Consider the following 24,741-nt stretch of genomic DNA (forward strand, 5'->3'; position numbering starts at 1 on the left):
CTCGCGCCCCGCCCCCGCCCGGCACGGGTCTCCATCCACTCGGTCACCCATTGCGGCGCCGCCTCCTGCGCGGGCACCCCGCCGGCGGACCACAGGAGCAGCAGCCCGAGCGTGTGCTTGCACGGGAACTTGCGGCTCGGGCAGCTGCAGCGGTAGGCGGGCTCGGCGAGGTCGGCACAGGTGAGATAGGGCCCGGCCCCGTTCCCCTTGCACGCGCCGTACAGCACCGTGCCGGTCGTGCCGCGCGACGACCACGTTTCAGCCGCCGCCAGCCCCTGGGCAGCCTTCTGGGAGGAGGCGTCGGGGGCCAGCGCGAGCACCTGGTCACGGCTCCACCGTTCGATCACCTGCCGCAGACTAGCCAGCTCGACCGACATTTCGCCCCGGGTCCGGGAGATCGCGGGAAGCGCCGGCCGGGAACGTACGTACGGACCCCCCGAGGCCCGCGACGGGCGGGCCGGCCGCCGCGGCACGACCCGGCATGGTCATAAGCTTGGCCGGGTGGAGCTAAGGATCTACCCCAGCGGCCCGTCCGTCCAGGTGGCCGACGAGGCCGAGGCGCTGGCCAGCCGGCTCGACGGGCAGCTCGTCCTCGACGGCAACCGCTTCCTGCGCAGGGACGTGACGGGTGCCCCGGTGGCGTTCGTCGAGCGGCCGCCCGTCGCCGAGGCCCTCGATCTGCTTCCTCACCCCGAGGGCGGCTGGTTCAGGGAGACGTGGCGCTCGGCGGCGACGTTCCGGCCGGACGGTTACCCAGGACCGCGGGCCAGCGCGACCGGCATCTACTTCCTGCTCCAGCCGGGCGAGCAGTCGGTGCCGCACGCGGTCAGGTCGGACGAGGTGTGGTTGTGGCACCGCGGCGGGCCGCTGAGCCTGACCATCGGGGACGACACGGTCACGCTCGGGCCCGACGTCGAGCACGGCCAGGTGCCGCAGGCCGTCGTGCCCGGCGGGGTGTGGCAGTCGGCGCGGCCCGCGGGCGGCGAACCGGTGCTGGTGAGCTGCGTCGTGTCGCCGGGCTTCGACTTCGCTGACTTCACGGCCTGATCCACCCGGCCCCGAGTTACGGAAACCAGTTGACGGGAAGCGCCGGAGAACGCTGATATGGGCCCGTTCGACACGAGAAAGGTGCCCATGGGCAAGATGCACGCCGAAGAGCTCGACATCGACGCCGAGCTCGTCCGCCGGCTGGTGGCCGGCCGGTTCCCGCAGTGGGCGGAGCTGCCCGTCGAGCCGTTCCCCTCGGGCGGCACGGTCAACGCGATCTTCCGGCTGGGTGACGACCTCGCCGTACGCCTGCCGCGCGTCCCGTGGGGCGTCGACGACGTGACGAAGGAACACCACTGGCTGCCGAGGCTCGCCCCGCTGCTGCCCGCCGCCGTCCCGACGGTGCTCGGCCTTGGTGAGCCCGCCGAGGGTTTCCCCTGGCCGTGGTACGTCTACCGCTGGCTCGACGGCGTCAGCCCCGACCCCGCCCACCTCGGCGACGCCGAGTCGCTGGCGAAGGACCTGGCGGGGTTCGTGGCCGCGTTCCGGCGCGTCGACCTGCCGGGCGGGCCGGTCGCCTACCGGTCGGGGCCGCTGTCGACGGTGGACGCCGACACGCGGACCGCGATCGGCGAGCTGGAGGGAGTGATCGACACCGGGGCGGCGACGGCGGCGTGGGAGGAGGCGCTGCGGGCTCCCGGATGGGCGGGCCCGCCCGTGTGGGTGCACTCCGACCTGATGCCCGCCAACCTGCTGGTCGAGGACGGCCGGCTCACCGGGGTGATCGACTTCGCGACCGCGGGCGTGGGCGACCCCGCCTGCGACCTGATCCCGGCCTGGAACCTGCTGCCGCCCGCCGCCCGGCGCACCTTCCGCGACGCGGTGGGCGCCGACGACGCGACGTGGGCCCGCGGGCGCGGCTGGGCGTTGTCGATGGCGCTGATCCAGCTCCCCTACTACACCCATACCAATCCCTCGATCGCCGCCAACGCGCGGCACGTGATCGACGCCGTGCTGAACGGCTGACGACGAGGGTCTTCTTGGGTTTTTTCCGGCGAGATGATTGTCTGTCCGGAGGAACTATGAGGAGGGCACCGGTGAGCCGTCAGATCGTTTCCGTGGTCGGGGGCAAGGAAGCCGCCGCCGCCGGCACGTACACATCGCTGAACCCGGCCCGCACGGGCGAGGTCGTGGCCCGGGTCGGGCTGGCCGACGCGGGCACGTTCGCCGCCGCCTGCCGCACCGCCAAGGAGGCCCAGCGCGAGTGGGCCAGGGTGCCGGCTCCCGTGCGCGGCCGGGTGATCGCCTCCATCGGGCGGCTGGTGGAGGCGAACGCCGAGCGGCTGGCCCGGCTGGTGACCGAGGAGATCGGCAAGCCGTACGCCGAGGCGCTGGGCGAGGTCCGCGAGATCGTCGACACGTGCGACTTCTTCCTCGGGGAAGGGCGCAGGTTGTACGGCCAGACGGTCCCGTCGGAGATGCCCGACAAGAACCTGTTCACCTTCCGCAACCCGATCGGTGTGGCGGCGGTCGTCACCGCGGGCAACTTCCCGGTCGCCGTGCCGTCGTGGTATCTGGTGCCGGCCCTGCTCTGCGGCAACGCCGTGGTCTGGAAGCCCGCCGAGTACGCGGCCGCCTCCGCGGAGGCCATGTTCCGGCTGTTCACGGCCGCGGGCCTGCCCGACGGCGTGCTGAACATCGTCTTCGCCGACGGCGCCGCCACCTTCGAAGGGCTGGAGCTGGCCCTCGGTGAGGGCACGGTGCACAAGGTCGGCTTCACCGGCTCCAGCGAGGTGGGCAGGAAGGTCGGCGAGCTGGCGGGGCGGCACCTGCAGTCGGCCTGCCTGGAGCTGGGCGGCAAGAACCCCATGGTGATCATGCCGGACGCCGAGCTGGACCTGGCGGTCGAGGGGGCGCTGTTCTCGGGCTTCGGCACGGCGGGCCAGCGCTGCACCAGCCTCGGCACGGTCATCGTGCACGAGAGCGTGCACGACGAGTTCGTCGAGCGCTTCGCGCGGGCGCTGAACGCGGCCGCGATCGGCGACCCGGCGGGCGACGTGCTGGCGGGCCCGCTGCTCGACCGGAAGTTCGCCGACCGGTACGAGGAGTTCCTGACCTGGCTCCAGCCCCACCACAAGGTCGTGTCAGGAAATGTCGGGCGGATCACGAAGGACAACCCGCGCGGCGGCTTCGACGGCGGCGAGGGCCTCTACTACCACCCGGTCATCGTCGACGGCGTCCAGCCGGGTGACCGGCTCTTCCTGGAGGAGACGTTCGGCCCGATCGTGGGCGTGACCTCGTTCGCCACCCTCGACGAGGCCGTCGAGCTGGCCAACCTGCCCGGCTACGGCCTGTCGAGCTCCATCTACACCACGAACGCCAAGCACGCCTTCCGGTTCCGCGAGGGCATCTCGGCCGGCATGGTCAGCGTCAACAACTCGACGTCGGGCGCGGAGGCGCACCTGCCGTTCGGCGGCAACGGCAAGTCCGGCAACGGCAGCCGCCAGTCGGGCATGTGGGTGCTCGACCAGTTCACCCGCTGGCAGTCGATGAACTGGGACCATTCGGGCAAGCTGCAGAAGGCTCAGATGGACGTCGCGGAGATCGAGCCGGACCTGGACTTCCGCCTGCCGTGAAAGCGCACGGGGGCTCCCCTGCGAGGAGCCCCCGGTCACGCGCCCGGTCAGACGCGAGGTCAGATCTGGCCGGCCTTTTCCAGGGCGGCGCAGCAGGTGCCCACCAGCAGGCGGGTGACCACGTACGGGTCGACGTTGGCGTTGGGGCGGCGGTCCTCGATGTAGCCCTTCTTGTCCACCTCGACCTGCCACGGGATGCGGACGGACGCGCCGCGGTCGGAGATGCCGTAGGTGTACCGGTTCCACGGGGCGGTCTCGTGGGCGCCGGTCAGGCGCAGCTCGATGTCGGCACCGTACTCGGCGACGTGCTCCATCGGCTTGTCTCCCTCACCGAGGGCCTCGCAGGCGGTGATGATGGCGTCATAGCCCTCGCGCATGGCGCGGGTGGAGAAGTTGGTGTGCGCGCCGGCGCCGTTCCAGTCGCCGCGGGCGGGCTTGGCGTCGAGCGTGGCCTCCACCCCGAACTCCTCGGCCGTCCGGTAGAGCAGGTAACGGGCGATCCACAAGTGGTCAGCGACCTCGATCGGACCGGCAGGGCCGACCTGGAACTCCCACTGGCCGGGCATGACCTCCGCGTTGATGCCGGAGATCTTCAGGCCGGCGGCGAGGCAGCGGTCGAGGTGGAGCTCCACGATGTCGCGGCCGAACACGGCCTCGGCGCCGACACCGCAGTAGTAGTGCCCCTGCGGCGCGGGGAAGCCGCCCTCGGGGAAGCCGAGCGGGCGGCTGCCCTTGAAGAAGGTGTACTCCTGCTCGATGCCGAACCAGGAGTCCTGCTCGGCGTACTGCTCGGCGACCGGGCGGAGCAGGGCGCGGGTGTTGCTCGCGTGGGGCTCGCCGTCGGTCTCGTCGACCTCGCACAACACGAGGACGTGTCCGCCGCCGCGGATGGGGTCGGGGCAGGTGAACACCGGGCGCAGCACACGGTCGGACGCGTGCCCCTCGGCCTGGTTGGTGCTGGAGCCGTCGAAACCCCAGACCGGAGGCTCGGCCCCGTCGGACAGGATCTTCGTCTTCGAGCGCAGCAGAGCCGTGGGCTCGGTGCCGTCGATCCAGATGTACTCAGCCTTGTAGCTCACGGCGGTCCTTTCGGGTTCTTTCAGCCACGCCGAGTCTTACGGACGGCCGTTTCCCGTTTTTTGCCCGTATGTGAACGCCGTGTTAATCACCGCAGGTCATCGTCACAGGTCAGCTCTCCCGCACGGTGCCGTCGGCCTCCACCGTCAGGACGACGTTCGGGCCGCCCTCCCCGCATTCCGGGCCGTTGGGAAAACGTCCCTTCGGGGTGACCGTGACCGTGTGCTCGGCCACCGGCTCGGAGCCCGTACCGGTGAGCGTCAGCCGCACCTCCACCGGCCGTTTCGGCAGCCCCGGCACGGTGGCGAAACCGAGCTTGTCGTCCGTGGGGACCGCGCTCGCCCTGCAGGTGTCACCCTCGCAGCTCCCCTTCCCCGTCCCCTGGGCCACGCGAAGCTCGGCACGGGCAGGCCTGCACGCGCCGTCCCAGCACACCTCCATCTCGGCGGCGCCGGCCGAGGCGGCGATCGGCGCCTTCACCCGTACCGACACGCCGACCGGGGTGCCTATTCCAGTGCACGTGCCACCGTCGGAACATCCGCTCAGCGCGACGGCGAACAGGGCGGCGATGAGAGCGAGTCGATGCACATCCCTAGAACGTCGGCCGGCCCTCGCCGGTTCGACGCCTCCGCGCACCGGTCTCCTACGCGGACGGCGCGAACGCGGCGAGCTCGGCGGGAGTGCTCCGTTCCAGGATCGAGCGGGCCAGCAGGTCGCCCGCGTACGGCGCCATCGTCAGGCCCACCGCCCCGAACCCGGTCACGACGTGCAGACCCGGCACGCCCGGCAGCGCGCCCACGGCCGGCAGCGCGCCGTCGGCGAGCGGCCGCAGCCCCACCCGGGTCTCGATGAGCGTGGCGTCGCCCAGACCGGGCGCGATCCCGAGCGCGTCGGACAGCACCTGCCGCTGCCCCTCGGCCGTCACACGGGCGTCGAAGCCGCTGCCCGTCTCGCGCGTCGCGCCGACCGCGACCCGCGAGTCGTCGAACGCGACTAGGTAGTGGTGCGAGAGCGGGTTGACCGACGGCCAGCCGCTCGTGTCGACGCCGTCCAGCCGAAGGTGGGTGATCTGGCCGCGCTGCGGCTCGACGGCCAGCCGGGTGCCGAACGGCGCGAGCAGGTCGTTGGCCCAGGCTCCTGAGGCCACCACGACGTCGTCGGCCTCCAGCGTGCCGGAGCCCGCCTCGACGAGGGGCGCGCCGTGCGGGCGCGGCCGCAGCACGGCCTTCTCCCGTACGAGGACCGCGCCGTGGTGCTGCGCGCCCGCGAGGAGCGCGTCGCGCAGGGTGCGCCCGTCCACCCGGGCGCCGCCCGAGACGAACACGCCCTCCAGGTCGCGGGCCAGCACCGGGCACAGGGCGCGCACGTCGTCGTTGCCGATGCGCCGCACCTCGCCCACGGCTTCGCCCGCCGTGCGGGCGCGCGCCTCGACGCGGGCCTGCGCCTCGGCCAGCCGCGCCGGGTCCGCGCTGACGATGAGCGCCCCGACCCGGCGGTAGTCGGTACGCTCGACGCCCGCCTCGGCGAGCAGCTCGATGGCCCGGGGGTAGAAGGCCGCGCCCGCCGCGTACAGGTCGTAGAGGGGGCCGTCGGCGGTGGAGGCCCAGGGCGAGATGATGCCCGCGCTCGCGGCCGTCGCCTGCCCGGTGAGCGCGGCGTCCACGACCGTGACGGCCGCGCCGCGGCGGGCGAGGGCGAAGGCGGCGCTCACTCCGGCGATGCCGCTGCCGATGACGATCACGCGGTGCTGGGACACGACGTCCTTTCCCTTGTCTTTGCCGGTGGGCGTTCCGTCAGCTTATCGGCGCCGCGATCGGGTAGCTCTTGCCAGGTCACGAGTCCCGCCCCCCGAGTCGCTCTCGCGACGGCCCGCAGAGAGGGAGCCCGGAGTGGACGTACCCACCGCGGTGTGGTGGCTGACGATCGCCGCGATCGCCGGCCTGCTCCTGTTCGACTTCGTCTTCCACGTACGCAAAGCGCACATCCCCACCCTGCGTGAGGCGACCTTCTGGTCGGCGCTGTACGTCGGCATCGCCCTGGTGTTCGGCGTGGGCGTGTGGATCTTCGGGGGTTCCGACGCCGGAGCCGAGTATTTCGCCGGCTACGTCACGGAGAAGGCGCTGTCGGTCGACAACCTGTTCGTCTTCCTCGTCATCCTGTCCGCCTTCAAGGTGCCGCGGGCGGGCCAGCAGAAGGTGCTGCTGTTCGGCATCGTGTTCTCGCTGATCGCGCGCAGCGGGTTCATCTGGCTCGGGGCGACGCTGATCGACCGGTTCGCCTGGGTGTTCTACGTGTTCGGCCTCGTCCTGCTGCTGACGGCGGGCAACCTGCTCAAGCCCGAGGGCGAGGAGAGCCACCCCCGCGACAACGTCATGGTGCGCCTCGCCCGCAGGTGGCTGCCGGCCTCGGACACCTACGAGGGCGACCGGCTGTTCACCGTCGAGAACGGCCGGCGGGTGATGACGCCGATGATGCTCGTCATGGCCGCCCTCGCCGGCACCGACATCCTTTTCGCCCTCGACTCCATCCCGGCGATCTTCGGCCTGACCCAGAACGTCTACATCGTCTTCACCGCCACCGCGTTCTCCCTGATGGGGCTCCGCCAGCTCTACTTCCTCCTCGACGGCCTGCTCGACCGGCTGATCTACCTGTCGTACGGGCTGGCCGTCATCCTCGCCTTCATCGGCGTGAAGCTGATCCTGCACGCCCTGCACGAGAACAACGTGCCGTTCATCAACGACGGCGAGCCGGTGCCGGTCGTCGAGATCGGCACGGGGGTGTCCCTGCTGGTGATCATCGGCGTGCTGGTCGTGACCGTGGTGGCCTCCCTCGTCAGCGGGCGCGGGCGGGCGCAGAACGCGGTCTCCGCCGCGCGGCGGCACGCGCAGGAGTATCTGGAGGTGGAGCGCGACCCTGAGGTGCGCGAACACCTCTACCAGCGGCTGCTCCATGAGGAGGCGCAGCTCAGGAGCCTGCCGGAGAAGCACAAGCGGTGGGTACGCGAGGAGGAGAGCCTCATGACGCTCCTGCGCCGCGCCCACGAGGAACACGACCGGGCGTGAAGCCCTTGGGCGCCTCCCCGCTTCTTCCGGGGCGGTGCAACGTTCGTGCAACCCCCATTGGCTCAACTCAAGAGGTAGCGAAAGATGTGAGGATCCCTTGCGACCCCCGGGAGCGCGCGATGACAGACCCCGCCATGGAGACCGTCGACTCCTTCGGCATGATGGCCGAGCGCCAGTTCGCCGAAGTGTGGTCGAGGACGGCCCTGTCGGACAGGGAGCGTCGCCTGCTCCTTCTCGGGCTCCTGGTCGGGCAGGGGCTGGACACGATGACGGACGTCCAGCTCGACGCCGCGCTGCGCACGGGCGACCTCACCGAGCCCGAGCTGCGCGAGGTGGCGATCTTCCTCACCCACTACGCCGGGTGGATCCGGGGCGCCCGGTTGAACGGCCAGGTGGAGGAGCTGATCGAGCGGGTCAGGAACGGCGGCCCGGCCGGCGACCCACCGGGCTGCGGCGGTCAGGCGGGCTCGAGCCTGTAGAGGGGGCCCTGGAGGCTGAGCGCGTAGACCTCGCCGTCGTGCCCCTCGCCGAACGACGACAGCTGCTCGACCTCGCCGACCTGCTCCGCCCGGCCGGGCGTGCCGGCGGGCGCGGCCCTGATCCAGCCGGCGCAGAAGTCGCCGTACAGGAAGTGCCCGCGCAGCCAGGGGATCTTCCTGCCGCGGTAGACGGGCCCGGCGATCACCGAGCAGTTGCCGTCCTCGCCCAGCGGGTAGACGATCACCGGTTCGGTCAGGTCGCCGCCTTCGCCGTCGTGGAAACGGTCCTTGCCCTCGCGCAGGCTCCAGCCGTAGTTCTCGCCGCCCTTGGAACCGGCCGGCTGGTGGTCGACCTCCTCCCACTCGTTCTGGCCGACGTCGCCGATCCACAGGTCACCGGTCTCGCGGTCGAAGGTGAACCGCCAGGGGTTGCGCAGCCCGTACGCCCAGATCTCGCCCTTCGCACCCTTCTTGCCGGCGAACGGGTTGTCCTCGGGGATCGTGTACGGGTCTCCGCGCGGGTCGATGCGCAGGATCTTGCCGAGCAGCGTGCCGAGCTTCTGGCCGTTGCCGAGGGGGTCGCCCGCGCCGCCGCCGTCGCCGAGCGCGATGTAGAGGTGGCCGTCGGGCCCGAAGGCGAGCTGGCCGCCGTTGTGGTTGGCGAACGGCTGCTCCTGGGTGAGCACGTCACGCCTGGCGGTCGCCTTGGCGCCGTCGTAGGCCCATTCGGTGACGTGGGTGCCGCCCTGGGCGTCGGTCCAGTCGAGGTAGACCCACCGCCCGCTGGGATGGAACGCCACGCCGAGCAGCCCTTGCTCGTTGCCGCCGCTCACCTCGCCGGACAGGTCGATCACCGTGGCGCCGTCGGAGGTGCGCAGCCTGCCGCTCTGCTCGGCGACGTAGAGGCGGTCGTCGCCCTCGCGCACGGCGAACGCGACGGGTCTGTCGAACTCGCCGATCTTCGCGAACCGCAGCCTGCCGCGCTCGGCCGGCGTGTCGCTCGCGCTCGCCGACGGGGCCGGGGTGCCGGTGGAGGTGCTCCCGGCGGCCGGGCCTGGCGTTCCGGCGGAGGGGCCGGGCGAGGCGGCCTCGCCCGAGCACGCGGTGAGGGTCACGAGAAGGACCACGAGAAGGGGCGCGAGAAGGGGTACAGCCGGGAGGTGGCGCACGCCGTCATCCTGTCATGAACGTTAGTGTTCAGACATGCCTACCGCACTGATCACGGGCGCGACAGCCGGCATCGGAGCCGCCTTCGCCAGGCGCCTGGCCGCCGACGCCTTCTCACTCGTCCTCGTCGCCCGCGACGAGCTGCGGCTCGCCAGGACCGCCGAGCAGCTCAGGCTCCGCTACGGCGTCGACGTCGAGGTGCTGGCGGCCGACCTGGCGAGCGACGAGGGGATCGCGAGGGTGGAGTCCCGGCTGCGCGACGGGGTCGACCTGTTGGTGAACAACGCCGGGTTCGGCAACGCCGGCAGCTTCCCCGAGGCCCCGGTCGGGGACGAGCTGCGCATGCTCAAGGTGCACTGCGAGGCGGTGTTGCGGCTGACACTGGCCGCGCTGCCCGCGATGCGCAAGCGCGGCAGGGGCGCGATCGTCAACGTGGCGTCCGCGGCGGCGTTCTTCACCCGCGGCACCTACGGCGCCTCCAAAGCGTGGGTGGTGAGCTTCAGTGAGTCGGCCGCGCACACGGTGGGCCATCCGCGCATCAAGGTCATGGCGTTGTGTCCCGGTTTCGTGCGGACGGAGTTTCACCAGCGCGCCGGGATGGACCCTTCGGGCATCCCTGGGCCGCTGTGGTTGAAGGCCGACGACGTGGTCCGCGACGCGATGCGCGACCTGGCGCTGGGCAAGAGCGTGTCGATCCCCAGCCTGCGCTACAAGGTCGTCGTCGCGGTCGGCCGGTTGGTGCCGCGCAGCGTGCAGGCCATGGTGTCGGCCAGGATCGGCCGCTGACCCCGGTGGAAAGGGCGGGCCCCCGCCGCGGGAGGGGGTCGCGGTGGGGGCCCGTTCGGCCGTGAGCGGGCTCACGGCCGGGAATCGGAGGCTGCGGGAGACTCAGCGGTTGGCCTCGTGGCCGATGGCCAGGCCGGAGGTGGTGTCGAAGAAGTGCAGGTTGTGCGTGTCGACGACCAGGTCGAGGTTCTGGCCGGAGCGCGCGTGGCTGCGGGCGTTGACGCGGGCCGTCCACAGGGACTTGTCGCCCACGAGCGGCAGGGTCGCCTCCTCGTCCTCTCCGGAGTCGGCGGCGGCCACGGTGTCCTTGTGCTCGACCGGCGGGGCGTCGATGAGGAACAGCACGTTGATCTCGGAGCCCAGCTCCTCGGTGACCTCCACCTTGACCGGCAGGGTGGCCCAGCCGTCGGCGTGGCTGCCGGCCGAGCCGGCGTCCTCGAAGTCGGAGGGGCGGATGCCGAGGATGATCTTCTTGCCGACGTACTGGTCGAGGCCCGGCTTGTCGGTGAAGGTCGAGTCGGGGATCGAGAGCTTGACGTCGGCGAAGGTGACGGCGGCGCCGCCGTCGCCACGGACGAGCTCGGCGGTGACGAAGTTCATCGCGGGCGAGCCCATGAACCCGGCCACGAACAGGTTGACCGGCTTGTCGAACAGGTTCTGCGGGGTGTCGACCTGCTGGAGGATGCCGTCGCGCAGCACGCAGACCCGGTCGCCGAGGGTCATGGCTTCGACCTGGTCGTGGGTGACGTACACCGTGGTGACGCCGAGGCGCTCGTGCAGCGTGTTGAGCGAGGCGCGCATGGAGACGCGGAGCTTGGCGTCGAGGTTGGACAGCGGCTCGTCCATGAGGAAGGCCTGCGGCTCACGCACGATGGCGCGGCCCATCGCGACACGCTGGCGCTGACCACCGGACAGGGCGGCCGGCTTGCGCTTGAGGTAGGTCTCGAGGCCGAGCATCTTGGCCGCCTCGCCGACGCGCTTCTGGATCTCGGCCTTCGGCATCTTGCGCAGCTTGAGGCCGAAGGCGAGGTTCTCCTCGACCGTCATGTGCGGGTAGAGCGCGTAGTTCTGGAAGACCATCGCGATGTCGCGGTCTTTGGGCGGGAGGTGGTTGACGACCTTCTCGCCGATCGCGATCTCGCCGCCGCTGATGTCCTCCAGGCCCGCGATCATCCGGAGCGCGGTCGACTTACCGCAACCGGACGGACCGACCAGCACCATGAACTCGCCGTCCCTGATCTCCAGGTTGAGCCCGTTCACGGCCTTCACGCCACCGGCGTAGATCTTGTCGACGTTCGTCAGAACGATGGATGCCATGACATTCCTTCGCGCTCCAGGGCTGTGGCCCGGATGTTGGTTCGTTTAACCCATGCGGGTGGATACGTTTTCAAGCATCTCACCCGAAACGGACATCGGTGTCAAGGGTTACAGCGTGACCAGCCGTTGCCGGAATGCCGCCCTTCCCGATTTCCGGAAACCATGATGGAATCGTTTCCATGAGCAAGCGGGCGACGATCAAGGATGTGGCCGAGGCGGCCGGCGTGGGCGTCGCGACCGTCTCCCGGGTGCTGTCGGGCGGCTCGGCCAGCGCCGCCGCGCGGGAGCGGGTCCTGGCCGCCGCCGCCCAGCTCGACTACCGTCCCAGCGCGCTCGGCCGCAACCTGCGCCAGCGCCGCACGGGCGGCATGGGCCTGCTCGTCCCCGACCTGACCGACACCTTCTACGGGCAGCTGGCGGAGGGCGTGCTGGCCTGTGCCCGTTCGGCGGGCGAGCCCGTGGTGCTGGGCTCGACGGGCGGCGACCCCGAGCAGGAGGCCGACCTGATCGGCATGCTCATCGAACAGAGCGTGGACCGCCTGATCGCGGTCCCGTCGGGAGACGCGGAAACGTGGACCCCGGCGATGCGGGCGGGCATGACCGTGATCTTCGCCGACCGGCTGCCCGCCCAGGCGTCCCCCGACGACACCGGGCCGTCGGCCGTGGGCGACCTCATGGCCCTCGACGGCCTGCCGCCCGCTCCCCCGGCCCGGCCGCTCGACGTGCCGGCCGTGGTGGCCGACGACCGGGCCGGCATCCGTACGGCGGTCCGCTACCTGCGGGGCCTCGGCCACAGGCGCATCGCCTTCCTCGGCGGGCCCGGCCACGACGGCCGCGCCGACGCGTTCAGGGCCGCCGTCGGCGAGCCGGTGGACGAGGAGCTGATCGTGTTCGGCACCGGCAGCCGCGACTCCGCGTACGCCGCCGCCTCCGGCCTCTTCCAGAGCCGCCCCGACCTGTCGGCCGTGGTGGCCGGGGGCAACGTGCTCGGGGAGGCGGCCGTGCTGGCGGCCAGGGAGCTCGACCTGAGGGTGCCGAAGGACGTGTCCCTCGTCATGTACGACGACGTGCCCTGGGCCGAGCTGTGCTCGCCGCCGCTCACGGTGATCGCACAGCCGGGGCGCGACATGGGCTACCGGGCGGCGGAGCTCGTCCTGCGCGCGGGCACCAGGAAGGCGCGGAGCGTGGTGCTGCCCACGGAGCTCATCATCAGGGGCAGCTGCGGCCCTCGCCGCTGACGGGGCTCGCGCCGCTATGCGGGCAGGCCCGCGTAGCGGCGGGGCAGGATCATCACGGGGTTGTCGTCGAGGACGACCTCCGGCGGGCCGTACCGCGCGGCCACCTCCTGGATCTCCGGCTCGTCGAGCAGCAGCAGCCGCCCCTGCTCGATGAAGAGCTCGCCGTCCACCGTGACGGTGGGCCGGTCCATCTGGCAGTCGCAGTGCGCGAAGCCGGGGCCGGTGGTGACGGGCTCGCCGCCGGTCAGGCCGTCGATGCCGCAGTAGAAGGACCCGGCGTGCTTCTCCCGCTCGAACTGGGTGCCTCCGGAGATCCGCACCTTCGGGTTCAGCCCGATCAGGCCGTGGCGCATGTAGAAACCCTCGGGCGCGTAGCGCCGCAGCCGCTCGGCCTCCGCCCCGCCCTCGATCTTGCGGACCAGGTTGCCTTCGAGGGTGAGGCGCACGGGCTCCCCGGGCACGCCGGTGACCGTGCTGTCCTCGATCGTGATCACGCCTTCGGTGTCGGCAGGCCAGAAGTTCGCGCCGCCGTACGGGAAGGGCCGCCAGTCGCCGGGCCGCAGCGCGCCCGGGTCGGGGTCGAAGGTCAGGCCGGAGAAGGTCACGTCGGTCCCCGGCCCGGACGTCACCCGGATCCGCCCGGCGCCCGACAGCTGCCGCAGCGCCCGGCTCAGCAGCGCGTAGAACACCTCGGCGGGCAGCCGGCCGCCGGTGAGCAGCGCGCCGGCCGTGGCGGTCATGTGCAGCGACAGGAAGCGGGAAGAGCGGGACTTGATCTGGTCGAAGAACAGCGGCGCGGTGTGCACCTCGCCCCACCAGGTGCCGCTGATCACGACGTCGGCCTCGTGGAAGGCGGCCGTCTCGATCTGCAGCGGCGCGTCCTTGTCCCAGCCGCCGGCGCTGAACGGCGGCACGGACAGGATGCGCACGTCGGCCCCGCGGAAGGCGGCCCCGGCGGCGATGGCCTGCACGACGACGGGGTCGACGGTGTGCTCCATGAGCAGCAGCACCCGTTCGCCGGGGACCAGCCTGACGTATTCGCACAGGTTGCGCACGCCCGGCATCAGCTCGACGATCGAGTACGGGGCCGCGGCCGGTTCGGACACGTAACTGAAGGGCGATCCTGCGTACGGATTGGTCGTCATCGCGAAACTCCCTGCGGAACATCAGACCGGCTCACCCGACTACCTACCGCAGCCATGCGAACACTACACGTGAATTCGGACTATCCATCTCGAATGACACATGCGATGACGTTCTGCCTGACCCGCCCCGGCGGGCGCCTACAGCAGCTTCTCGACGGCCGAGGTGAGGGCCGGGTCCTCCGGCTCGGTGCGGGGGCGGAACCGGCCGGCGACCGCGCCCTCACGGTCCACCAGGAACTTCTCGAAGTTCCACTGAACGTCGCCCGCCTCGCCGTCGGCGTCGGGCGTGCGGGCGAGCTCGGCGTAGAGCGGGTGGCGGCCGGGGCCGTTGACGTCGGCCTTGGCCAGCAGCGGGAAGTCGACGCCGTAGTTGGCCGCGCAGAACTGCAGGATCTCCTCCGCCGTGCCCGGCTCCTGGCCGGCGAACTGGTTGCAGGGCATGCCGATCACCGTGAAGCCGCGCGGGCCGTACTCCTGGTGGAGCTTGACCAGGCCGGCGTACTGCGGGGTGAGGCCGCACCGGGAGGCCACGTTGACGATCAGGACGGCCCTGCCCGCCGCGAGATCACGGAGCGTAGTGGGGGCGTCGTCGAGGGTGCGGAGCGGAATGTCGCTGATACTCATGGCCCCGACCCTACAGAACCGCACGGGCGGGGACTTTCCGCCTGCTCGGATCCGCCGGGTGGACGGACGGCACGCCGCGTCGCCGCCGCGGAAAAGCGCCCCCTCCCACCCTTCGCCCAGGGCCAAACCTCAGGATTGACCGCCTTTTCCGGCAAGCGAGCCCCATATGCGCGACGGGGCGGGCAAACCTGGCCCAGCGAGCCGGCCCTTTATCCGTAACAGCGGCACAAACACCTGTCCACGCCGTGTCGCGACGTATGACCCACGGTTACGGAGCGTAATAGGAATCGTGCTAGAGGACACGTCGCGGCGCACTCCGGGCCGCCCAGCACGATCGGGCGGTGCCAAGGAATCCCGGAGGGCCACGCGGACTCTCCACGTCCGAGCCACGGACGCGGACGGCAGTGGGCGTCGCTCAGCGCGCCTGTCCGCACGCGACCCGACAGCAAGGACCGAATTGGACAGCAAACGCGCGCTCAGCAGCACTCTCATCTCCGTCACCGCGCTCACCGCGTTCGGTGGCACGCCGGCCCGGGCGGAGTCAGCGCCTCCGATCAAGACCCGGGTCTGGACCACGACAGCGCAACCAAAGATCACACCTGAGAAGCCGACCAGCAGGAACAAGCGGATCGCTCTGGGACACGTCGTCCAGCGGTCGTGGAACCTCAAGCAGTTCCGTTGCCTGGACAACCTGTGGACCAGGGAGAGCAACTGGAACCACCGGGCCCATAACCGATCGTCCGGAGCGTACGGCATTCCGCAGGCTCTGCCCGCGGGCAAGATGCGGGGCGCGGGCCGCGACTGGCGATCCAACCCCGAGACGCAGATCCGGTGGGGCCTGGCTTACATCAAGGGGAGGTACGGCCGGCCTTGCGGCGCCTGGGGTCACTTCAGATCGCACAACTGGTACTAGCGGCGGGAAGGGCACCCGGGCGCACCGGGTGCCCTGCCTGCGCCGGGCACAGGTCAGGACCCGGCGTGGCAGCGGCGGTGCAGCTCGCGGACCTCGCCGGCCAGTTCGGGCACCGGCCCCTCCACCGTCACTCCCGGCGCGACCTCGTTGACCGCCAGCGTGCGCACCGGAGGCGGGGGCACGCCCCACTCGCTCAGCCAGCCGGCCAGCTGCCGCGACGACGCGACGTACACGATGCGGCCCAGCCCCACCCAGGCGTGCGCGGCGGCGCACATCGGGCAGTGCTCGCCCGAGGTGTAGACGGTGGCGCCGGCGCGTTCCTCAGGTGTCATGTTCGCCGCCGACCAGCGCGCCAGCTCGAACTCCGGATGGCGGGTGCGGTCGCCCGAGGCCACCCGGTTGTGGTCCTCGGCCAGAGTGGCGCCGTCGCCGGAGACGAGCACCGAGCCGAACGGCTCGTCGCCCTCCTCGAGTGCCTGCCTGGCCAGCTCGACGCAGCGGCGCAGGTGAGGCAGTTCCGTACTGTCGATCATGAATCCTCGCAAAGTGGCGCAGCCCGGAGGAACATTCCCCAACAGACCACAACAAAAGTGATGCTCCGTCGTAGCGTGCATGGTCATTCACGTTTTCCCACGTCAGAAACGTGAACCCCACCTCTAGGCCACAGAAAATCTGTTGATCCGACGTATTAGCCTAGATGGGATGCCTCCCGATACGCACAAACCTCGCCGTCCCCTGCTGTCCTCCAACTCCCTGTGGCGGATGAAGTCCTACCTCCGCCCGTACGTCGCCAGACTGGTCCTCATCTGGCTGGCCGCGCTCGTCGGCATCGGCGCCGGCCTCGCGCTCCCGCTCATCAGCGAACAGGTCATCGACGGCCCCGTCGCCCATGGTGACTCCGCCGGGCTGCTCCCCCTCGGCCTGCTCGCGATCGGCGTCGGCGTGGTCGAAGCCCTGCTGATCTTCTTCAGGCGGTGGGCCCAGGTCAAGCCGGTGCTCGGCCTGGAGACCCGCATCCGCGACGATCTCTACGCGCATCTGCAGCGCCTGCCCATGGGTTTCCACGGCGAGTGGCAGTCGGGTCAGCTGTTATCCCGGGCGACCACCGACCTGTCGACGATCCGCCGGTTCCTCGGCTTCGGCATGCTCTTCCTGGTCATGAACATCCTGCAGCTGACCACGGTGACGGTGCTGCTGCTCAACAAGTACTGGCCGCTCGGGCTGCTGGTGCTGGCCTCGTCCGTGCCCATCGTCTGGACGTCGCTGCGTTTCGAGAAGCGCTACATCAAGATCTCCCGCCAGGTGCAGGACGAGCAGGGCGACCTGGCCACGCTCGTCGAGGAGTCCGCGCTCGGCATCCGCACCATCAAGGCGTTCGGCCGCCGCCACCACGTCTACGACCGCTACGACGACGCCGCGCTCAAGGTCTACGACAGCTCGATGTCCAAGGTGCGCCTGTCGGCCAGGTTCTTCTCCTTCCTGGAGATCATCCCCAACATCACGCTGGCCCTCGTCCTGCTGCTCGGTGCGCTGGCCGTCGGCTCGGGCGAGCTGACGCTGGGCGCGCTGGTGGCCTTCACCACGCTGATGTTGCAGCTCGTGTGGCCGATCGCGAGCCTCGGCTACATCCTCGCCATGGCGCAAGAGGCCATGACGTCCGCCGACCGCCTGATGGAGGTCATGGACACCGTCCCCGCCATCGAGGGCGGCACCGAGACCATCGAGCGGCCCCGCGGCCACCTGCGCTTCGAAGGGGTGGGGTTCCGCTTCCCCGACTCCGACGAGCCGGTGCTGCGCGACGTCTGGCTGGAGGTCAAGCCCGGTGAGACGGTCGCCGTCGTGGGCGCGACCGGGGCGGGCAAGACCACGCTGACCGCGCTGGTGCCCCGCCTGCTCGACCCCACCTCAGGCCGGGTCACGATCGACGGGCAGGACGTACGCGACCTCAAGCTGACGACGCTGCGCCAGGTGGTCGCCACCGCGTTCGAGGAGCCGACGCTGTTCTCGATGAGCGTGCGCGAGAACCTGATGCTCGGCCGGCGCGACGCCACGGAGGAAGAGCTCGCAGCCGCCATCCAGACCGCGCAGGCCATGTTCGTCCACGACCTGCCCTGGGGGCTCGACACCCGCATCGGCGAGCAGGGCCTGTCGCTGTCCGGGGGGCAGCGGCAGCGGCTCGCCCTGGCCAGGGCGGTGCTGAGCAAGCCGCGCATCCTGGTGCTCGACGACACCCTGTCCGCGCTCGACGTCGAGACCGAGGCCCTGGTGGAAGAGGCGCTGCGGCACGTGCTGCGCGAGGCGACCGGCATCGTGGTCGCCCACCGCGCCTCCACCGTGCTGCTGGCCGACAAGGTGGCGCTGCTGCGCGACGGCACGATCACGCACGTCGGGCAGCACCACGAGCTGCTGGCGCAGGTCCCCGAATACCGCGAGCTGCTCGCCCAGGACGCCGACTTCGACGGCGCGTCGGAAGGGGCACTGCGATGACCACGACCACCACCCCGCCGCCCCCGCAGAACGCGCCCGGCGCCACGTCCTGGCGCGGCGTCGCCTCCGAGGACCAGGACGAGCTGTCGGAGAAGGTCTCCGTCCTGCTGCGGGCGCGCTCGCGGCGGCTGCTGGGCAACCTGCTGAGCCCGTACCGGAAGAAGATCGCGCTGCTGATCACGATCATCGTGGTCTCGAACGCGGCCGGCCTGTCGATCCCGTTCCTCGTCTCCGTCGGCATCGACTCCGGCATCCCGCCCATCCAGCAGGGATCAGGTCCCACCGTCCTGCTGACCGTGGTCGGGGTGATCCTGGCCGCGGCCGTGACGCAGGCGATCACCCGGCAGGCGTTCCTGCGCCTGTCGGGGCGGATCGGCCAGGGCGTCCTGCTGGAGCTGCGCAGAAGGGTGTTCGACCACTTCCAGCGCCTGTCGCTGAGCTTCCACGAGCAGTACACCTCCGGGCGGGTCATCTCGCGGCTGACCTCCGACATCGAGGCCATCGCCGAACTGCTGCAGTCGGGGTTCGACGCGCTGGTCAAGGCCGTGCTGACCATGGCGGGCACGGCGGTGCTGCTGCTGGTGCTCGACGTGCACCTCGGCCTGGTGGCGCTGGTCCCGCTGCCGTTCCTGCTGCTGTTCACGAAGTGGTTCCGACGGCAGTCGGCGATCGTCTACCGGCGTACGCGCGAGACGGTGGCGCTGGTGATCGTGCACTTCGTGGAGTCGATGACCGGCATCCGCGCCGTGCAGGCCTTCCGCAGGGAGCCGCGCAACCAGGAGATCTTCGAGCAGCTCAACGACGACTTCCGCGGCGCGAACGCCCGCAGCATGCAGCTCGGCGCCACGTTCATGACCGGCATCAAGCTCATCGGCAACCTGACGATCGGCGGCGTGCTGCTCTACGGCGGCTGGCTGGCGCTGCACGGCGACGTCAAGGTCGGCGTGCTGGCGGCGTTCCTGCTCTACCTGCGCCAGTTCTACGAGCCGATGCAGGAGGTCAGCCAGTTCTACAACACCCTGCAGTCGGCGGGTGCGGCGCTGGAGAAGCTGTCCGGCGTGCTGGAGGAGGAGCCGTCCGTGCCCGAGCCGCGCGAGCCCGCGGCGCTGCCGCCGGGCGGGGCGCGCGGCAAGGTGCACTTCGAGGCCGTCAGGTTCGCCTACGTCGAGGAGATGCCGATCCTGCCCCGCCTCGACCTGACGATCCCGGCCGGGCAGAGCATCGCCCTGGTCGGCGCGACGGGCGCGGGCAAGACGACGCTGGCCAAGCTGATCTCCCGCTTCTACGACCCCACCGAGGGCCGCGTGCTGCTCGACGGCGTCGACCTGCGCACGCTGGACGAGCCCACCCTGCGTCAGGCCGTGGTCATGGTCACGCAGGAGAACTTCCTGTTCAGCGGCACGGTCGCCGACAACATCAGGTTCGGCAGCCCCGGCGCGACCGACCGGCAGGTGCGCGAGGCCGCCAAGGCGATCGGCGCGCACGAGTTCATCGCGGGCCTGCCCGACGGCTACGACACCGAGGTGGGCAAGCGGGGCGGGCGCATGTCGGCCGGTCAGCGGCAGCTCGTCGCGTTCGCCAGGGCGTTCCTCGCCGACCCGGCCGTGCTCATCCTCGACGAGGCCACCTCCAGCCTCGACGTGCCGAGCGAACGGCTGGTCCAGCGCGCCCTGCGCACGATCCTCGCCGACCGGACCGCGCTGATCATCGCGCACCGGCTCTCGACGGTGGAGATCGCCGACCGGGTGCTGGTGATGGAGCGCGGAGAGGTCGTCGAGGACGGTTCGCCGGCCCGGCTCATCGCCGCCTCCGGCCGCTTCGCGGGCCTGCACCAGGCGTGGCTCGACAGCCTGAGCTAGTGGTGCGGGCGTGCCGCCGCCGCGACAGCGGTGTACAGCTCGTACGCGAGGAACACGCCCAGCGGCACGCCCACCGCGATCATCAGCCTGCCGGGCAGGCGCGCTCGATCAGCGGGCGCCCTGCCCGTCCGGGCGGCGGGCACGAACACCGGCGGCGGCTCGTCCGGCACGGCCACCAGCTCCGGATGGCGGGCCAGGTGCCCGGAGGGGAACGAGGTCACGTCGTACGCGCCGCAACCGGGGCCGCACGCCCCCTACCAGGGCGGCGGCACGCGAACGCCGGCACTGCGATGTCGGACCCGAGTGTCCGTCCGGTTCCGTACGCCCCTGCAAGGCGAGCCTTTGTGTCGCCGAACGCTACGGAATGCCACCAATCGTTACGTAAGGTGTCGATGCGCCGGCCGCTGTACCGGGCTGAGCAGCGGCGTCGGGTCGGGCACGCCGGGTTCGGCCGCCGGGATGAGCTCCGGATGGCGTGACAGATAGCCGTCAGGGAACCTGGTCGACTCCTGGCACCCGCAGTGCGGGCAGATCACGCCGGGTCCGGGCGGGAGCGCGGGGAGGCCGTGGCGCAGCCACACCTCCCTTTCGTTGCCGTGACGGTCGTCGACGCGCCTGACCAGATACTGCTCCTCCCAGACATGCCAGCAGCGGCGGCACTCGAAAGGCACGGTTCTGAGTTCTTCGTTCAACGAGGTCACCTCCTCGCTTTCGAGTGTCCGCCCGTCCCGTGGCGGATCGCAACCCCGGCCTACCTGACCGTGAACACGAAGGTCACGGCGCCCGCGACCAGGCTGAGCGTGCCGAGCCAGGCGAGGATCACGTCCAGCCGGGAGTCCAGGGGCCGGCCGCCGTGCAGGGCGGCCTGGACGCGGCGGAACCGTGCCCTCGTCCTGATGAGCAGCACGGCGCCACAGAGCGCGGCCAGGGCGAAGCCCGTGGCGCCGAGGAGGGGCAGGTCGTGCCTGGCGGACAGGCCGGCCGCGCCGAGCCCGCCCGTCGCGAGGGCCACGGCCGTGCGCACCCAGGCCAGCCGGGTGCGTTCGCTCTGCAGCCCCTGGTCCCAGATCTCCTCGTCGGGCGCCGTCGCCTCCTTCATCACCCGCGGCCTCAGATGGACAGGACGATGAGGACGAGGGCGATCACGGCCACGGCGGCGACGCCGTAGCCGAAGACGGCGGCGAGCGCGGGGGGAGGCAGCGGCGCCTGCTTGCGCAGGGCGCGCTGGATGTTGCGCCAGCGAGGGTAGGCCAGGCCGGCGGCCAGGGCGGAGAGGGAGACGAGCATGACGGCGAGGGTGATGCGGATCCAGGGCACGAAAATGTCGGCCGGCACCGCCGCCATGGCCACCCCGCCCGCGCTGAGCGCCAACGCCGTACTCAGCCAGGTGAGAAAGGTGCGTTCGTTGGCCAAGGTGAAACGCGGGTCGGGTTCCATGAGAGAACGGTAATTCGTCTACTTTTCCCCTAGAGAAGCCGGGATTGCCCTTTCTGTCCGGAGGATCAGCCGGTGCAGGCCTGGGCGACCTTCTCCAGGTAGGCGGCGGAGTCGGTGCCGACCTTCTGCACCGCGTCGACGGCGTCGTTGACGTTGGAGACGTCGATGCCGCTCAGGGTGGCTGCCAGGTCGTCGGTGGCCTCCTTGAGCGTGGTGTTGGCCGCCTGGTCGGCCACGTCGTTGAGCTTGGTCGCGGCGTCGTCGAGCGCCTTGTCCATGGCTTGGGGGTCATTGGTCAGCTTGGCGATCTGCGTGCCCAGTTCGGTGACGATCTTCGGCGCCTCCAGGCACGCCTGTGCCCTGTCGATGGTGTCGTTGACCCCGCCGCACCCGGCGGCGAAGACGCACACGGCGAAAGCGGCAAGGGGCAGGAACCGGCTTTTGAGGTGGCGCATGTGCCCGACCCTACCCAACAAACGGCCACACCGCGTGACCGCCGCTTTTCGGATTGTAGACCTGTCCGAAATTCGCGATCTCCCGTGCGGGATCACCCGGCGGCGAGGCCTTCGAGCCAGCCGATGAGCAGGCGGTTGACCTCACCGGGACGCTCCTGCTGGATCCAGTGGCCGCAACCGTCGAGGATGTGGGAGGCGGAAAGGCCCGGCAACGTCCGGGGGAAGGCCTTGATGGCGCCGGCCATCCAGGTCGTGGTCGGGTCGAGCGCGCCTCCGGCGAACAACGAGGGCTGGGCGAGCGCGGCGCCGTCCCACGCGGCGAAATCCTCCCAGTCGCGGTCGACGTTGCGGTAGCGATTGAGCGCACCGGTCAGCCCGCTCCGCTCGAACTCGCCCGCGTAGACGTCGAGGTCGGCCTCGGTGAGCCAGGACGGCAGCCCGCCCTGGGGGAATCGGTCGGAGAGCCGGCCGCCCTCGGGGACGGTGGAGATGCCCGCCGCGGTCATCGTGTCGGCCGAGAGCGCCGCGTAGATTCCCGCCAGCCAGCCGCGGACGTCGGGTTCGATCTCCGCCTCGGCCCGCCCGGGCCGCTGGAAGTAGCTGACGTAGAACTCCTCCTCCCCGCCGAGCCGGGCGAAGGCGTCGGTGGGCCGGACGGGCCCGCGCGGCGAGTACGGGACGCTGAACAGGGCCACCGCGGTGAACAGGTCCGGCCTGAGCAGCGCGCTGTTGGCGGCGATCGGCGCACCCCAGTCGTGGCCCGCGACCACCGCGGACCGTTCGCCGAGCGCGCGCACGACGGCGACGTTGTCGGCGACGTGGTCGAGCATGCGGTACGCGTGCGTCTGCGCGGGCTTGGACGAGCGGCCGTAGCCGCGTACGTCGATGGCCGCCGCGCGAAAGCCCGCCGCGGCGAGGGCGGGCAGCTGGTGGCGCCACGAATACCACGACTCGGGAAACCCGTGGACGAGCAGGACCAGGGGGCCGTCGCCCTGCTCCGCCACGTGGATGCGGCCGCCGGGCGTCTCCACCAGCCGGTGGCGCACGTCGGCGGGTGAGAACGAGGGGTGATCGGGCTGTGGCATGCGTCCTCCAGTCGGGCTCGTTCTCCGCATCATGCAGGCCACGACGCGAGGCGCGCACACCGGGTTGCCGTTCCAGCAATCCCAAAGGAACCCTTGACATACGAGCGGCCGGAGCCCCAGGATCCCAAGCATGTCTTTGGAATCTTCACGCCGCAGGCTCGACGACCCGGCGGCCATGCGCGCGTTCGCCCATCCCGTGCGGCTCGCGCTGCACGAGCTGCTGATGCGGGCCGGCGCGATGAGCGCCGCCGAGGCCGCGCGCGAAGCCGGCATCAGCCAGGCGCTGGCTTCCTACCATCTGCGGCAGCTCGCCAAGTACGGCTTCGTGGAGCAGGCCGAGGCCCGCGACGAGCGCGAGCGGCCGTGGAAGGTGACCGAGCGCGTCCAGGAGTGGGACGACGCGCGAGAGCCCGAGCACTCGGCCGCCAGGAGCCTGCTGGAGCAGGTCATCGCGGAGCGGGCGCTGGCGCGGCTGGCCGAATGGGGCGAGCGGCGGCGCGACGAGCCGGAGCCGTGGCGTTCGGCCGGCGGGGTCAGCAACATCTACCTCCACGCCACGCCCGACGAGGTCGCGGCGGTCGGCGCGGCCATCACGGAGCTGCTGGAGCCGCTGATGGCCCGCGTCGGCGACCCGGCGGCGCAGCCCGACGGCTCGAGGCCCGTGCTCCTGACGCAGGTGCTGGTCCCGCTGCCGCCCACCGGCTCCGATGACTGAGGCGCCGGCCGGGGCTCTGGCGCCGCTGCGCGGCAACCGTGACTACCGGCGCCTGCTCGCCGCCGGACTGATCTCGCAGACCGGCGACTGGGCGATCAGCGCCGGCCTGGCCTTCCACGTCTACCAGCTCACCGGCTCGACGCTGTCCACCGCAATCATGCTGGTGGTAACCCGGCTGCCCGACGTGCTGCTCGGGTCGGTGGCCGGGATGCTGGCCGACCGCTGGGAACGCCGCCGGCTGCTGGTGGTCGCCGACCTGCTGCTCGCGCTGGGGCTGCTGCCGCTGCTGGCGGTGCGCGACCCGGCCCAGATGTGGATCGTGTACGCCGTCGCGCTGTGGACGGGCGTGCTCAGCACGGTGCTCGTTCCCGCGCAGAAGGCGCTGCTCCCGCAGGTCGTGACCGAGTCGCAGCTCGTGCGCGCCAACGCCCTGCACGGACAGAGCGGGCAGCTGGCCCGCCTGCTCGGAGCCATGCTGGGTGGCGTCGCCGTCAGCGCGGGCGGGCTGCCCGCGGTCGTGCTCGTCGACGTCGCGAGCTTCGTCGTCTCCGCGGCCCTGCTGGCGGCGGTGCGCGCGCCGGGACGGCCCGCTTCGTCGATGTCGGCGGGCGGGCAGTGGGTCTCAGGGCTCCGCCTGGCCATGGGCCACGCGGGCGTGCGCGTGCTGATGGCGTACATGGTGATCACGGGGCTGGGTGAGGGGATCTTCGCCACGCTGGCCGCGCCCTTCGTCGCCGACGTCCTCGGCGGCGGCGGTGACGCCTACGGGCTGTTCCTGTCGGTGCAGGCGGTCGGTGGGCTGCTCGGCGGGCTGGTCGTCGCGGCCCGCCCGGGCCGGGCGAGCCCGCGGGCGCTGCTCGGCTGGGGGACGATCGTGTTCGGGGCGGCCGACCTGGCGTTGTTCGCCTACCCGCTCGCCCTGCCCGCGCTGTGGCCCGCGCTCGTGCTGATCGTGCTGGCCGGCGTGCCCGCCGCGGCCGCGATGGCGGGCTTCACCACCCTGGCCCAGACCGTCACCGGCGACGATCGCCGCGGCGGCGTCATCGGCCTGCTGGGCAGCGCGCAGGCGGCCACGGCGCTGGCCGGCATGGCGGCGGCGGGGGTGCTCGGCGGCGTGCTCGGCATCGTCCCGACGTTGTGCCTGCACGCGCTCGGGCTGGTCACCGCCGGCGGCATGGTGCTGCTGACCTGGCGTCATGCGTGATCGGATATCGGTTCCTTCGCGATATCGCTATTAGACATCCGCTGATCGCATCTGCTTTGCTCCTGCCC

At 71.2% G+C, this 24,741-nt stretch carries 27 protein-coding genes; 12 read left to right on the forward strand and 15 right to left on the reverse strand.

The features are described 5' to 3' along the window. Positions 1-347 (reverse strand): SWIM zinc finger family protein (locus E1295_RS32560; protein WP_181958078.1); only part of this gene is annotated, 347 nt, incomplete at its 3' end. A gap of 154 nt (positions 348-501) precedes the next feature. Between E1295_RS32560 and E1295_RS32565 the strand changes: the two genes are divergently transcribed. The 3 genes from E1295_RS32565 to E1295_RS32575 all read left to right on the forward strand — a co-directional run bounded on the left by E1295_RS32565 (position 502) and on the right by E1295_RS32575 (position 3,623). Beyond that, the gene (locus tag E1295_RS32565; RefSeq protein WP_246080602.1) at positions 502-1,047 is read left to right on the forward strand and encodes a cupin domain-containing protein; all 546 of its coding nucleotides are present in this window, start codon (positions 502-504) and stop codon (positions 1,045-1,047) included. 87 nt (positions 1,048-1,134) lie between these two features. After that, positions 1,135-2,013 carry an aminoglycoside phosphotransferase family protein gene (locus E1295_RS32570; RefSeq protein ID WP_246080604.1) on the forward strand — a complete coding sequence of 293 codons (879 nt, stop codon included), beginning with the start codon at positions 1,135-1,137 and terminating at the stop codon, positions 2,011-2,013. A 71-nt stretch (positions 2,014-2,084) separates the two neighbouring features. After that, positions 2,085-3,623 carry an aldehyde dehydrogenase family protein gene (locus E1295_RS32575; RefSeq protein ID WP_132636412.1) on the forward strand — a complete coding sequence of 513 codons (1,539 nt, stop codon included), beginning with the start codon at positions 2,085-2,087 and terminating at the stop codon, positions 3,621-3,623. A 59-nt stretch (positions 3,624-3,682) separates the two neighbouring features. On the opposite strand, the gene glnII is transcribed toward E1295_RS32575, so the two are convergent. The 3 genes from glnII to E1295_RS32590 form a co-directional block, all read right to left on the reverse strand. Continuing rightward, entirely contained in the window at positions 3,683-4,702 is a 1,020-nt protein-coding gene (glnII, locus tag E1295_RS32580; RefSeq protein ID WP_132636414.1) for a glutamine synthetase, read from the reverse strand. Between the two features lie 109 nt (positions 4,703-4,811). After that, positions 4,812-5,288 carry a hypothetical protein gene (locus E1295_RS32585; RefSeq protein WP_132636416.1) on the reverse strand — a complete coding sequence of 159 codons (477 nt, stop codon included), beginning with the start codon at positions 5,286-5,288 and terminating at the stop codon, positions 4,812-4,814. A gap of 55 nt (positions 5,289-5,343) precedes the next feature. After that, complete coding sequence (locus E1295_RS32590; protein ID WP_132636418.1) at positions 5,344-6,456, reverse strand: NAD(P)/FAD-dependent oxidoreductase; 1,113 nt, start codon at positions 6,454-6,456, stop codon at positions 5,344-5,346. A gap of 133 nt (positions 6,457-6,589) precedes the next feature. On the opposite strand from E1295_RS32590, the gene E1295_RS32595 reads away from it, so the two are divergent. Further along, on the forward strand, positions 6,590-7,762 hold the full coding sequence (locus E1295_RS32595; protein ID WP_220449006.1) for a TerC family protein: 1,173 nt from the start codon (positions 6,590-6,592) through the stop codon (positions 7,760-7,762). A 119-nt stretch (positions 7,763-7,881) separates the two neighbouring features. Next, positions 7,882-8,241, forward strand: coding sequence for a carboxymuconolactone decarboxylase family protein (locus tag E1295_RS32600; protein ID WP_181958079.1), 360 nt, complete (start codon positions 7,882-7,884; stop codon positions 8,239-8,241). Here the strand turns inward: E1295_RS32600 and E1295_RS32605 are convergent. Further along, a complete protein-coding gene (locus tag E1295_RS32605) occupies positions 8,220-9,356 on the reverse strand; it encodes a PQQ-dependent sugar dehydrogenase (RefSeq protein WP_246080606.1) in 1,137 nt (378 codons plus the stop codon). The genes E1295_RS32600 and E1295_RS32605 overlap by 22 nt on opposite strands. 88 nt (positions 9,357-9,444) lie before the next feature. Between E1295_RS32605 and E1295_RS32610 the strand changes: the two genes are divergently transcribed. Next, positions 9,445-10,194: an SDR family NAD(P)-dependent oxidoreductase gene (locus E1295_RS32610; RefSeq protein ID WP_132636424.1), complete on the forward strand. Its 750-nt coding sequence runs from the start codon at positions 9,445-9,447 to the stop codon at positions 10,192-10,194. A 102-nt stretch (positions 10,195-10,296) separates the two neighbouring features. Here E1295_RS32610 and E1295_RS32615 read toward each other — a convergent pair whose 3' ends face one another. Then, positions 10,297-11,511: an ABC transporter ATP-binding protein gene (locus tag E1295_RS32615; protein ID WP_132636426.1), complete on the reverse strand. Its 1,215-nt coding sequence runs from the start codon at positions 11,509-11,511 to the stop codon at positions 10,297-10,299. Between the two features lie 179 nt (positions 11,512-11,690). Between E1295_RS32615 and E1295_RS32620 the strand changes: the two genes are divergently transcribed. Next, complete coding sequence (locus E1295_RS32620; protein WP_132636428.1) at positions 11,691-12,749, forward strand: LacI family DNA-binding transcriptional regulator; 1,059 nt, start codon at positions 11,691-11,693, stop codon at positions 12,747-12,749. Between the two features lie 14 nt (positions 12,750-12,763). Here E1295_RS32620 and E1295_RS32625 read toward each other — a convergent pair whose 3' ends face one another. Both E1295_RS32625 and E1295_RS32630 read right to left on the reverse strand, forming a co-directional pair. Next, on the reverse strand, positions 12,764-13,894 hold the full coding sequence (locus tag E1295_RS32625) for a 2,5-dihydroxypyridine 5,6-dioxygenase NicX family protein (RefSeq protein ID WP_132636430.1): 1,131 nt from the start codon (positions 13,892-13,894) through the stop codon (positions 12,764-12,766). A gap of 138 nt (positions 13,895-14,032) precedes the next feature. Further along, a complete protein-coding gene (locus E1295_RS32630) occupies positions 14,033-14,518 on the reverse strand; it encodes a glutathione peroxidase (RefSeq protein WP_132636432.1) in 486 nt (161 codons plus the stop codon). A gap of 457 nt (positions 14,519-14,975) precedes the next feature. Here E1295_RS32630 and E1295_RS52250 point away from each other — a divergent pair, with 457 nt between their 5' ends. After that, complete coding sequence (locus E1295_RS52250) at positions 14,976-15,431, forward strand: aggregation-promoting factor C-terminal-like domain-containing protein (RefSeq protein ID WP_342775927.1); 456 nt, start codon at positions 14,976-14,978, stop codon at positions 15,429-15,431. A gap of 53 nt (positions 15,432-15,484) precedes the next feature. On the opposite strand, the gene E1295_RS32640 is transcribed toward E1295_RS52250, so the two are convergent. Then, complete coding sequence (locus tag E1295_RS32640) at positions 15,485-15,964, reverse strand: nucleoside deaminase (protein ID WP_132636434.1); 480 nt, start codon at positions 15,962-15,964, stop codon at positions 15,485-15,487. Between the two features lie 169 nt (positions 15,965-16,133). Between E1295_RS32640 and E1295_RS32645 the strand changes: the two genes are divergently transcribed. Then, entirely contained in the window at positions 16,134-17,918 is a 1,785-nt protein-coding gene (locus E1295_RS32645; RefSeq protein WP_246080608.1) for an ABC transporter ATP-binding protein, read from the forward strand. After that, positions 17,915-19,777 (forward strand): ABC transporter ATP-binding protein, encoded by a 1,863-nt coding sequence (locus tag E1295_RS32650; protein ID WP_132636436.1) that lies wholly within the window; start codon positions 17,915-17,917, stop codon positions 19,775-19,777. The genes E1295_RS32645 and E1295_RS32650 overlap by 4 nt, the downstream gene beginning before the upstream one ends. Here E1295_RS32650 and E1295_RS32655 read toward each other — a convergent pair. The 6 genes from E1295_RS32655 to E1295_RS32680 all read right to left on the reverse strand — a co-directional run bounded on the left by E1295_RS32655 (position 19,774) and on the right by E1295_RS32680 (position 22,754). Continuing rightward, positions 19,774-19,998, reverse strand: a complete 225-nt coding sequence (locus E1295_RS32655) for a hypothetical protein (protein WP_132636438.1) — start codon at positions 19,996-19,998, stop codon at positions 19,774-19,776. The genes E1295_RS32650 and E1295_RS32655 overlap by 4 nt on opposite strands. Before the next feature lie 156 nt (positions 19,999-20,154). Beyond that, positions 20,155-20,469 carry a hypothetical protein gene (locus E1295_RS32660; RefSeq protein WP_132636440.1) on the reverse strand — a complete coding sequence of 105 codons (315 nt, stop codon included), beginning with the start codon at positions 20,467-20,469 and terminating at the stop codon, positions 20,155-20,157. A 59-nt stretch (positions 20,470-20,528) separates the two neighbouring features. Continuing rightward, on the reverse strand, positions 20,529-20,876 hold the full coding sequence (locus E1295_RS32665; RefSeq protein WP_132636442.1) for a DUF202 domain-containing protein: 348 nt from the start codon (positions 20,874-20,876) through the stop codon (positions 20,529-20,531). A gap of 11 nt (positions 20,877-20,887) precedes the next feature. Next, the gene (locus E1295_RS32670; RefSeq protein WP_132636444.1) at positions 20,888-21,214 is read right to left on the reverse strand and encodes a YidH family protein; all 327 of its coding nucleotides are present in this window, start codon (positions 21,212-21,214) and stop codon (positions 20,888-20,890) included. A gap of 65 nt (positions 21,215-21,279) precedes the next feature. Beyond that, positions 21,280-21,669, reverse strand: coding sequence for a hypothetical protein (locus tag E1295_RS32675; RefSeq protein WP_132636446.1), 390 nt, complete (start codon positions 21,667-21,669; stop codon positions 21,280-21,282). A 92-nt stretch (positions 21,670-21,761) separates the two neighbouring features. Beyond that, a complete protein-coding gene (locus E1295_RS32680) occupies positions 21,762-22,754 on the reverse strand; it encodes an alpha/beta fold hydrolase (RefSeq protein ID WP_132636448.1) in 993 nt (330 codons plus the stop codon). A gap of 130 nt (positions 22,755-22,884) precedes the next feature. On the opposite strand from E1295_RS32680, the gene E1295_RS32685 reads away from it, so the two are divergent. Continuing rightward, on the forward strand, positions 22,885-23,469 hold the full coding sequence (locus tag E1295_RS32685) for a helix-turn-helix domain-containing protein (RefSeq protein ID WP_132636450.1): 585 nt from the start codon (positions 22,885-22,887) through the stop codon (positions 23,467-23,469). Beyond that, the gene (locus E1295_RS32690) at positions 23,462-24,673 is read left to right on the forward strand and encodes an MFS transporter (protein WP_132636452.1); all 1,212 of its coding nucleotides are present in this window, start codon (positions 23,462-23,464) and stop codon (positions 24,671-24,673) included. Before E1295_RS32685 ends, E1295_RS32690 begins: the two co-directional genes overlap by 8 nt. Positions 24,674-24,741 lie beyond the last annotated feature (68 nt).

It is taken from the genome of Nonomuraea mesophila, from assembly GCF_004352805.1.
In the GTDB taxonomy this organism is placed as follows: Bacteria; Actinomycetota; Actinomycetes; order Streptosporangiales; family Streptosporangiaceae; genus Nonomuraea; species Nonomuraea longispora.

Coding starts and splice junctions, on each gene's coding strand:
- E1295_RS32570 (WP_246080604.1), top strand. CDS start 1,135: ATGGGCAAGATGCACGCCGAAGAGCTCGACATCGACGCCGAGCTCGTC.
- E1295_RS32600 (WP_181958079.1), top strand. CDS start 7,882: ATGACAGACCCCGCCATGGAGACCGTCGACTCCTTCGGCATGATGGCC.
- E1295_RS32610 (WP_132636424.1), top strand. CDS start 9,445: ATGCCTACCGCACTGATCACGGGCGCGACAGCCGGCATCGGAGCCGCC.
- E1295_RS32615 (WP_132636426.1), bottom strand. CDS start 11,511: ATGGCATCCATCGTTCTGACGAACGTCGACAAGATCTACGCCGGTGGC.
- E1295_RS32620 (WP_132636428.1), top strand. CDS start 11,691: ATGAGCAAGCGGGCGACGATCAAGGATGTGGCCGAGGCGGCCGGCGTG.
- E1295_RS32625 (WP_132636430.1), bottom strand. CDS start 13,894: ATGACGACCAATCCGTACGCAGGATCGCCCTTCAGTTACGTGTCCGAA.
- E1295_RS32630 (WP_132636432.1), bottom strand. CDS start 14,518: ATGAGTATCAGCGACATTCCGCTCCGCACCCTCGACGACGCCCCCACT.
- E1295_RS32640 (WP_132636434.1), bottom strand. CDS start 15,964: ATGATCGACAGTACGGAACTGCCTCACCTGCGCCGCTGCGTCGAGCTG.
- E1295_RS32645 (WP_246080608.1), top strand. CDS start 16,134: ATGCCTCCCGATACGCACAAACCTCGCCGTCCCCTGCTGTCCTCCAAC.
- E1295_RS32650 (WP_132636436.1), top strand. CDS start 17,915: ATGACCACGACCACCACCCCGCCGCCCCCGCAGAACGCGCCCGGCGCC.
- E1295_RS32665 (WP_132636442.1), bottom strand. CDS start 20,876: ATGAAGGAGGCGACGGCGCCCGACGAGGAGATCTGGGACCAGGGGCTG.
- E1295_RS32670 (WP_132636444.1), bottom strand. CDS start 21,214: ATGGAACCCGACCCGCGTTTCACCTTGGCCAACGAACGCACCTTTCTC.
- E1295_RS32675 (WP_132636446.1), bottom strand. CDS start 21,669: ATGCGCCACCTCAAAAGCCGGTTCCTGCCCCTTGCCGCTTTCGCCGTG.
- E1295_RS32680 (WP_132636448.1), bottom strand. CDS start 22,754: ATGCCACAGCCCGATCACCCCTCGTTCTCACCCGCCGACGTGCGCCAC.
- E1295_RS32685 (WP_132636450.1), top strand. CDS start 22,885: ATGTCTTTGGAATCTTCACGCCGCAGGCTCGACGACCCGGCGGCCATG.
- E1295_RS32690 (WP_132636452.1), top strand. CDS start 23,462: ATGACTGAGGCGCCGGCCGGGGCTCTGGCGCCGCTGCGCGGCAACCGT.